This is a genomic window from Candidatus Ichthyocystis sparus, from assembly GCF_900078745.1.
GTDB lineage: Bacteria > Pseudomonadota > Gammaproteobacteria > Burkholderiales > 2013Ark19i > Ichthyocystis > Ichthyocystis sparus.
Window position 1 is genome coordinate 1 of the sequence record NZ_FKII01000002.1, and the last position, 10,645, is coordinate 10,645.

The window sequence follows — 10,645 nt, forward strand, 5'->3', positions numbered from 1 at the left end:
ATCTTCTTTGCCTCTTGTTGCTTAGTTTGCTACTGTGTCGACCGTTTCTGATCAACACTGTTGGTGTATTCATGACTGATGCTGTTTCTACTCTTGTAGTATTACCTGGTGGTACTGAGTTTTCCTTGTATTTTCTTACTCGGTCTGTTGCTGCATCAACAGTTTCTAGTGAGTGTTCTTCGATTATTAGTGAGGGATGTTTTAGCCTAGACTGTGGACGTTGTTGCTCCTGATTTTGGAGTTCTAGGGCATTGATTGAAGAAATTGGTGTATTAACTACGGAAGGTGCTGTTTATGCTTTGTAAGCTTTAGGTGAATCCCATTCTGTGACTTCATGTGGGAAGCATCTAATAATTCCAATTACTGCCTCTACTGCTGCTATTGGAGGATCTTTCACTGTAGCTAGTAACAATTATTAGCTGACATAAGAAATCATTTATTATGCGTGAATATTTTAGTAGGGCGCCTAAGATGCTACGGGTAGTGCCGCCGTTGCTTGACCTTCCTTTTTTGCATCTGTGGATGTTAGTGGTCTACTGATGCTTGCTACTGGTACTGCGCCCAGTAGTAGAATGTGAGATCGAGATTGGCAGAGTTTATGAATCTAGATCTTTCGCCTTTGCCACCACATGCAGGTGAATTGTGAATATATGATAGGCGTTAGAAGTAGTCCTTCTTCCTTACATTATAATGATGTGCAGAGAGTAAGTGGGCATAAAAGGAAAAGGAAGAGTTAATTGTTATAATTGATTTTGCTTCTTGCTGCCAACATTACATAGTTTTATACATTTGTTGTGTTCAGGATTTTATTCCCATGTGATAAATTACCTACCTAGTGTTTCCCTCATGCTTGGATATAGATCGTGCTTCTTTGCTTGTATTAACCTTTTGTTTTTTTATTGAATTGATGTAATATGTGTTTTGGGTACTGTAGTTAGCATATTTAAAACATTCATCATTTATATGAGCGCTGATCTTGTGTGTTAGTTGTTGATTAACCGTCGTGTATTGTTATGTTTGTATTTATTTATATTACTTAAATTTATTTTGCTATTTTTAACATAAAAAACATTTGTTGATGTTTGCTAACAAGCGTGTTGTTACAAGAACTCTATACTTTTGTTCAGTTAAGTAATTGCCGATTGATACTACCAATTGATGTAGCATACGCCTCAAGCTTTATTTATTAGTATGCAATTAATTGTTACTTATTGTGTGTAAATATTTGTTTTTTAAGTTTAATACGAACTACCACCGTAGCGGTGGAAGGTCTAGATTCTAGATTTGTATTCGGTAATTTTTGTGTTATTTCGTTAATCGAGGCTCAATAGTTTGAGGTACAATGCTGATAAGGCACGGCTCTGCTTCTGAATCTGCGGTATTGTGTGCTCTTCTCTTGATTGTTTGATTTTACCCAGTTCTTTTATTTCATATAATATTGGTGTGTGAGTTGATAATAAAAGTAATAAACAGGAAGTAATATATAAGCGATGAATAATAATTAATAAATAGGGGCGTTGTTATGTATCCTGTAGCTAGTGGTGTTTCCTCTTCTGGTGTTGCCTTGGAGAGTGGTACTAATAAGGTGGGCGTTGTTCTTGATGTTGATTTGAAGCAAATTGAGTCTTCTTCTGTTACTACTTCAACCATTGCAGATAGGGGGGGTGCTAATAGTAGAGGTGGGGCTATTGCCCAAAAACCTGGTACTTCTACTGTTGTTTCCCCTTCAGTTGTTACCTCTATTACTACATCTCAAAGATATGACACAGTAAGACTAAGTAGGAAACACAGGATGAAAAAATTGGGTGATGTTAGTTGTGAAGATTTTGCTAGAGCCATTGATTCTGTTGGTGCTCCCATAGTAGCATTTTCAATTAAAAATGATACATCAAAACGCAGTCGAAAACGTGTCATAAAAAGTGAGACATCGGAAAGTAGTAGTAGTAAATGTGCGATTGAGACTACGGAATCAGCAAATAGTGCTATTGGTATTGCTCATTCTTCGGCTATCTCTTCGCCACAACTTCAGCTTGAGTTATCATCTCAACATGAACCAGTACCTAATCTGCATATTCAATCCGATGCTAAGTCAAGTTCTTCTTCAACTACTATTGTCTCAACTATTGCTACTAATATTGTCTCAACTGCTGCTACTACTATTGTGTCAACTGCTGCTGCTATAGGTAAGGGGATGGTGAGTGCTGGAGGTAAAGGTAAGGCTCCTGTCCCAAAACGTGGTACTTCTGTTGCTGTTTTTTCTTCAGTTGTTGCTACAGGTGAGGTGGTGGATGTTGGAAGAGATATAGTAATGATTTCTGCTCAAAAGCCAGTTGCTGCTGCCCCTGATTGTGATTCACTCTGTGCCATGGTACTTCCTGAGCGTGCTCTAATGATTAAAGATCTCTTTTCTAAAGTTGATGCACTAGCTAGAAGTATTTACGAGGCTGTGATGCGCAAACAGTTTCCATCAGAAATAAGTGACAAGCTTCCGTTGACTGAAAGAGCTATTTGGTACTGGAACTACAAGGCGACGTGCGAGGTTAGTTTTGTGTCCAGGTGTTTTGGTGAGTACCATGCTGAGCATCGCCCTGGTTTCGTGAATTTTCTTTCTAAAATTCAAGTATTATCAGATGACAAAGGTAGTTTGCTAGATTTTTTATTGGGACTAGATTGTGCTATTTGTAGAGAGGTGAGGTCTGTTTTTAACTCTTGTTGGAGTGAAATGTCCGTTCCTTTAGAAGAGGGGTTATCTCGTGCTATTAGTTGTAAAGATTTTGTTAATGTTCTTGACATTGCTGGCATCCCCTCGTTATTGTTATCGGCAAATATAGAATCTAAAATAAGGGGAATAGGTAGTAAAGATAAGGGTGCGGTATCAGTAACTAGTGTTATAGACCTTACGCATTCTTCTCCTCCCAGTACTCAATTATTACCATCTCAATCTGATAATGGTAGCGGTAATGTTTCTGCCTCTATTGAAGATAGAACTCTAACTGCTTCTACAATTCCTATCTCTTCCTCTCGTGTTTCATTATCTGTTCAATGTGTTGATTTGCTGGGCGTTAGGTTACATCCTGATAGTGCCAAACTAGTTTACGATCTCTTTTCTATAATTCGTATATCTGCCAGAAAATCTTGCTTGACTATACTGAATTGTCTCTTAAGGACCATGGGTAGCGCACTTTCGATAGTTGGGAAGGCTATTTGGTGCAGAACCTATATGGAACTTTTTTTACTTAATTTTATGACCAGGTATCTTTGTTTGTATCATTGTAAGTACCGTTCTGATTTTATACATTCCCTTGCTGATCTTAGAGTATTTTCAAGTTCCTGTGGTGGACTAGTGCCATTAAGTGGAGGTGTGTTACTGGGTTTTTTATCGAAACTAGATTGTGCTGTTAGTGAGGAACTGAGGTTTATATTTAACTCGCAGTGGGGTGAAGTAGCTAATAAAGTCTTTGCTGAACTGGAAGATAGATCGTTGAGTAATGTTAGTTGTGAAGATTGTATCAATATTATCGATGTTGCTGGGGTTCCTGGAATATCACATTCAATTTCTCAGAAATATGAAAAGTATCAAAGACGTTTGATAAATAAAAGCAAGAAGTTAATAAGAGGGAGTAAATGTACGGTTGTTAGTACTAAGTCTGTTCCCCCGAAGCGTGTGATAGGTAGAAGCAAGACATCAGGAAGTAGTGGTAGTACTGAGTCTGTTATTTTGTCAACTGTTTCTACTAAACCTTGTAGTGTATCTGTAACTGATACTCTCTCTACTGCTGCAGTATCACCTGCGGTTATTGCATTTTCTTCGTCCCTTGTTGCTGGGGATGCTGTCGTGCCAACTGTTTCTGGTAATTTTTCTGATTCGGATGTTTTGAGTTTACTAGGTGTTGTGTTATCACCTGATAGTGCTCCAGTAATTGAAGATCTTTTTTCTAAAATAGATGTATTTGCTAGAAGTACTTACAAGAGAATGGTTCGTAAACAGCTTACATCAGATGCGAGTAACAGACTTACTGTGACTGGTAAAGCTATTTGGTACTTTACCTATAGGTTAATGTGTGAATATAGTTTTGTATCCAGGTGCATTGGTGACTACCATTCTAGGTATCGCCCTGGTTTTATACATGCTCTTCCTAGCATTAAAGTATTGTCTGGTTCTTCTGACCGTAGTGTTGTTACATTAACTGGAGATAGGTTGTCAGATTTTTTATCGAGACTAGATTGTGCTGTCCATGGTAGGGTGAAGTCTATTTTTAACTCTAATTGGAGTGAGGTTTCTGTTACTCTGGAAAAAGAATCCTTGGCTGCTGTTGGTTGTAAAGATTTTGTCAATGTCCTAGAAATTGCCGGTATTCCTCAATTAGCATCATCTGCAATGTCGGAATCTATAAAACGTGCGAGATTTAAGGGCCATGCAGTTTCTGTTGAGGATTATATTGGTGTTTCTTCTTCTGATTCGATTGTAGCAAAAAGACACAAGAGTAGTGATGGTGCTTCTATTACTACTTATAATGAGACGGGAGTTGTTACTTCTGCTGTTGGGATACCGCCTATTTCTTCTGAGGAGAGTACTCTAACTTCTCCTACTACAATTTCTTCCCCCTCCTCTTGTGTTTCACTACCTGTTCATTGTGTTGATTTACTATGTTTTAAATTGCATCCTGATAGTGCTGAATTAATTTGTAATATCCTTCATGGGATCCGTAAGTTTGCCAGAATGTCTTTCTCGAAGTCGATGCTAGATCACATCGTAAAGATATTGAGTAGTGAGCTTTCTGTGCTTGGGAAATCTATTTGGTTCAAAACCTATGGGGAACTACATCTATCTAGATTTATGCATAGGTTCCTTTGTGTATATCATTATAAACATTATCCTAGTTTTGTACGCGTCCTTGGTAGCATTAGAGTATTATCAAGTGCTACTGACCCTAGACTAGTGCCATTAAGTGGAGCTAGGTTGCTAGATTTTTTATCTGGACTGGATTGTGCTATTCGTGAGGAAGTGAAGTCTATATTTATCTTAGAGTGGGATAGATTAGCTGGTTCAGTTTTTTCTGAACTAGAAGAGGGATCATTTAGTACTGCTAGTAGTGAAGATTTTATTAGAGTCCTCGATGTTGTTGGTGTTCCTCCAGCGGCACTTACTGTGTCTCAAAGATACGATAAAAGGGGGTGTGTGAGACGTAAACGTGCGATAGGTAAAAGAAAGACGTTAGGAAGTAGTAGTAAATGTACTGGTGGTACTGTATCAGGAAGAGGTACTGTTAGCGTTGCCCATTCTTCGGCTATCTCTCTTCCACAACTTCAGTCTCAGGGTGAATTATCTTCCCAGCTCCAGCCTCAATCTGGATCTTCTTTGACTCTTGCTACTAGGTCTGTTGATGTGCCAACTGTTGTTTCTGATCAATCTAGTGATGTATCTATGAGTGATATTTTCTCTGCTGCTGTATCAGGATTAGATGCAGATGCTTCCTCTTCCTCTACAGACTTACTGGTGTTGTCTAGAGAAGTTGGATTAACCTCGGAAATTATTGTTTCTGAGTCGGAAGTTTTAGTGAGTGAGTCAACTTCTGCTTCCTCATCTGAGCAGGTAATAGTGCCGATTACTGTTCCTTCTTCTGTTTCTGCTGCTATTGAGGAATTTCCAACGGTAGCTAGTAGTAGCTATTATCGCGGACCTAAGAAGTTATTTATGATGCGTTCAGTTAAGGGGGCTTTTGAGGCACCTACGAGTAGTGATGTTACTGCTGGGACCTCCTCTTCTGTACCTGTGGATGTTGATAATGTTTCGTTAGTATCCGCTGCTACCGATACTGTCGATGGGGAAGGTAATTTGGGAGCGAGATTGGCAGCATTGTTGAATCGAGGTTTGCCGCCCTCACCACCGCTTGCCGATGAACAAAGTGGTTCTATAAGAGGTGGTAGAGTTGGTGGGTATTCTTCACATAGTGGTAGTGCTAGGAGGGGAAGCGGGCGTGAAAGGAAGAGTTAATTATTAGAATTGATTTTTTTCTTGCTACCAATATTAATAAATATTTTTATGCGTTTGTTGTGTCCAGGAGTTTATTTCCATAATAAATCCCCTACCTCGTGTTTCCTTTACGCCTGGATATAGGCCGTGCTTCTTTGCTTATATTAAATTTTTGTTTTTCTTTATTGAATTGATGGAATATGTATTTTTGGTATCGTGTTTAAAACATCCATCATTTATACGAGCACTGATATTGTGAACAATGTCTGTAGATTATTGTATATAAATTATAATATATTTACATGGCGTTCTCGTATGTTAGCTGATGATTAACTGCCTTGTATTGTTCTGTTTGTATTTATTTATTTATATTACTTAAATTTATTTTGCTATATTTTTAGCATAAAAACATTTGTTGATGTTTGCTAACAAACGTGTTGTTACAAGCACTCATTAGTGTACTTCAGTCAAGTTAAGTAATTGTCAATTGAAGCCGCCAATTGATGCGCTATACTTCGTATGCTTTATTTATTAGCATGCAATTAATTGTTACTTGATGTATGTAAATGTTTGTTTACTTTAAGTTAAATATAAACTACCATCGCAGCAGGTGTGGGTTCTGTCTGTGGTAATTGTTTTGATATACAAGCCTGAAAAGTACGGCTCTGCCTCTGGTCTGATTACGTCCCTATCTGTGTTTTTGTGTGCACTTCTCTTGATTGTTTGCTTGTACTCACTTCTCTTCTTTCCTATAATGTTGGCGTGTGAGTTGATAAATAAAAGTAATAAATAGGAAGTAATATATGTAAGCGATGAGTAATAATAAATAGAGGTGTTGTTATGTATCCTGTACCTGTAGCCGGTAGTGTTGCCTCTTCTGGTGATGCCTCAGAGGATGGAGCTAGTAATGTGGACACTGTGCGAGGTGTTGACTTGCAGCAAGCTGAGTCCTCTCCTGCTACTACTTCAACCACTCCTACTACTACAGGCATGGTGGTGAGTGCTAGTGGTAGTGGTGAGGCTACTGCCCCAAAACCTGGTACTTCTACTGTCCTTCCTTCCTCAGCTACTACTGTATCTAAAAGAGGTGATACAGCAAAATCAAGTCGGAAACGTGGATTGAAAAAATTGGGTGATGTTAGTTGTGAAGATTTTTCTCGAGCCGCCGGTGATGTTGGTTTTCCCCCCGTAGTAGAATTTTCAGTTAGAAGTGATACATCAAGGCGAAGTCTGAAAAGTGGGTTGAAAAAATTGAGTGATGTTAGTTGTGAAGATTTTTCTCGAGCTGCCGGTGCTGCTGGTGTTCCCGTAGTAGAATTTTCAGTTAGAAGCGATATATCAAATCGGGGCCGGAAACGTGGATTGAAAAAATTGGGTGATGTTAGTTGTGAAGATTTTTCTAGAGCCACCGATGCTACTAGTGTTTCCGCAGTAGAATTTTCAATTGGACGTGATGTATCAGATCGGAGTAAAAAACATGCAATAAAAAGTAAGACATCAGAAAGTAGTAGTAGATGTGCGATTGAGTCTACAGAGTCAGGAAGTAGTGCTATTAGTACTGCTCATTCTTCGACTATCTCTTCTTCACAACTTGATTCTGAGTTATTATCTCGATTTGGACCACAACCTAATTTGCATCTTCAATCTGAGGTGCAGTCAAGTTCTTCTTCAGCTACTATTGCGTCAACTGCTGCTGGTAGAGGTAAGGTGGCGGTGCATACTAGAGGCAAAGGTAAGTCTCCTGCCCCAAAACGTGGTATTTCTGTTGCTGTTTCTTCTTCAGCTGCTGCTACAGGTGAGGCGGTGGATGTTGAAAGTAGTAGAGGGTTTTATGCTCAAAATCCTGCTTCTTCTTCTCCGTATTGCGCTTCAATCTGTGCTATGGTACTTCCTGAGTGTGCCCTAATGATTAAGGATCTCTTTTCTAAAGTTGGTGCATTTGCCAGAAGCATTTACAGGGATATGATAAGTAAACAGCTTCCACCAGGAATAAGTGGCAAGCTTTCTGTGACTGAAAGGGCTATTTGGTACTGGACATACATGAAGATGTGTGAGGCTAATTTTGTGTTTAAGTGCCTTGGTGAGTACCATGCTAAGCATCGCCCTGGTTTTGTATGTTCTCTTTCTAAAATTAAATTATTGTCGGATTCTGAAGCTGGTTTGCTAGATTTTTTATTGGAGCTGGATTGTGCTATTCGTAGAGAGGCAGAGTCTATTTTTAGCTCTTGTTGGAGTGAAGTTTCTGTTTCTCTGAAAGAGGAGTCATTGGGTGCTATTAGTTGTAGAGATTTTGTTAGAGTCCTTAGCGTTGCTGGCATTCCAGAAGTGGCGTTATCGGCAAGTGTAGAATCCTACGTAAGAGGAGGTAGCAGAGGTAAGAGTGTAGTAGCACCAGTAACTAGTGTTGTAGATCTTACTCGTTCTTCTTCTCCCAGTTCTCAATTATCACCATCTCAATCTGATAATATTTCTGCCTCTGTTTCTACTGAAGTGAGAACTCTAACTGCTTCTACAATTCCTATTTCTTCCTCCAATGTTTCATTGTCTGTTAAGTGTGTTGATTTGTTGGATGTTAAGTTACATCCTGACAGTGCCAAACTGATTTACAATCTCTTTTTTATGATTCGTATATCTGCCCAAAAATCTTGCTTGTCTGTACTTAATTGCCTCTTAAAGTCTGTGGACAGTGAACTTTCCATACTTGGGAAGGCTATTTGGTGCAGAACCTACAGGGAACTTCATTTACTTAATTTTATGGCTAAGTGCCTTTGTTATTATCATTCCAAGTACCGTCCTGATTTTATACATTCCATTGCTGATATTAGAGTACTGTCAAGTTCCTCTGATCATATGCTAGTGCCATTAGGTGGAGGTGCGATACTAGATTTTTTATCGAAACTAGATCTTGCTGTTAATGAGGAATTGAGGTCCATATTTAACCTGAATTGGGACGAAGCGGCCAATAAAGTTTTTGCCGAACTAGAAGATGGATCATTGGGCGCTGTTGGTTGTGAAGATTTTATTGACGTTCTCAACGTTGCCGGCATTCCTGAAGTAGCATATTCAATTTCTAAAAAATATGCAAAGTATCAAAGATGCTTGATAAACAAAAGCAAGAATTTAGAAGGTTGTAGTATAGGGGGGGTTAATATAGGAGGTTGTAGTAAATTTAAGCTTGAGAGTAGTAGGTCTAAAAGTGCGACAAGTAAGAGCAATACATCAGGAAGTAGTGCTAGTACTGATCCTGTTGTCGTGTCAACTGTTTTTGCTCAACCCGGTAGTGTATCTGTAACTGATACTGTCGTCTCTACTGTTGCAGTATCGCCTGGAGGTACTGGATCCTCTTTGCCCATTATTTTGCTTATCTCTCTTCCTCAACTCCAATCTCAGCCTGGATTATTTTCTCTGCCCCTTCCTTTGTCTGCTGGACCTTCTTTACCTCTTGCTACTGAGTCTGTTGCTTCTAATCAACCTAGTGATGTATCTGTGGTTGATACTGTCTCTACTGTTGCAGTATCACCTGGAGGCACTGGATCCTCTTTGCCTGTTATTGATCCTGTTTCTGTGCCAGATGTCTATGGCGATTATTTTTTAACTGTTGGTGAGGATGTTGTAGTATCAACTGAAGGTACTTCTACTGTTATAGATGTAGATGAATTGCCTATTGAAGAACCTTCATCTTCGCTCGTGCCTTTGCCTTCATCTACATCTGTTGCTGAGTTAACTGTTTATGATCAACCTATTGGTGTATCTGTGATTGATACTGTCTCTACTGTTGCAGTATCACCTGGAGATACTGGATCTTCTTTGCCTGTTATTGAGCCTGTTTCTGTGCCAGATGTCTATGACGGTTATTTTTTAACTGTTGGTGAGGATGTTGTAGTATCAACTGAAGGTGCTTCTGCTGTTATAGATGTAGATGAATTGCCTATTGAAGAACCTTCATCTTCGCTTGTGCCTTTGTCTTCACCTGCACCTTTTTCACCTCCCGAGTCGAGAGCAGCTTCTGATATTTCCTCTGCCTCTCCGTTGGCTGGGGAAGCTATAGTTAGATCAACTTCGGTTGATGTTACTCCTGCGTTTTGGTGGTTGGAAGATGAATCACTTTCGCCTCCCTCTTCACCTTCTATTGCGCCTTCATCTTTATCTTTATCTTCATTTTTATCTCCATCTGGATCAGGATTAGATGCAGATATTTCCTCTTCCTCTACGGATTCACTTGTGTTGTCTAGAGAAGTTGGATTGACCTCGGAAGTTATTGTTTCTGAGTCGGAAGTTTTAGCATGTGAGTCAGCTCCTGCCGCCTCATCTGGGCAGCTAATAGTGCCGATCACTGTCCCTTCTTCTGTTTCTACTTCTGTGAGTAAATCTTCCATGGCAGCTAGTAGTAGTTCTTCTAGTTATGTTTACGGACCTAAGAAAGCATTTATTATGCAATTAGCTAAGGGGCCTTCTTTTGAGATCCCGACGAGTGGTGATGTCATTGCTGGTCCCTCCTCTTCTGCACCTGTGGTTGTTGCTAACATTCCGCCAGTGGCTGCTGCTACTGATTCTGGGGATGTGGGAGTGAGATTGGCAGCATTGCTGAATCGAGGGTTACCACCTTCACCACCACCTGCCGATGAACCGAGTGGGTCTATGAGAGGTGGTAGAGTTGGGGTGTCTTCTTCA

2 protein-coding genes and 1 pseudogene are annotated in these 10,645 nt (G+C 39.6%); all 3 read left to right on the forward strand.

Translation table 11 applies throughout. From position 1 onward, the window contains the following. Positions 1-233 (forward strand): hypothetical protein (locus A6733_RS08565; RefSeq protein ID WP_242641573.1); only part of this gene is annotated, 233 nt, incomplete at its 5' end. 1,289 nt (positions 234-1,522) lie between these two features. Next, positions 1,523-5,995 carry a hypothetical protein gene (locus A6733_RS00060; protein WP_092460190.1) on the forward strand — a complete coding sequence of 1,491 codons (4,473 nt, stop codon included), beginning with the start codon at positions 1,523-1,525 and terminating at the stop codon, positions 5,993-5,995. Between the two features lie 819 nt (positions 5,996-6,814). Further along, a pseudogene (locus A6733_RS08570) lies at positions 6,815-10,645 on the forward strand (hypothetical protein); the annotation flags it as partial.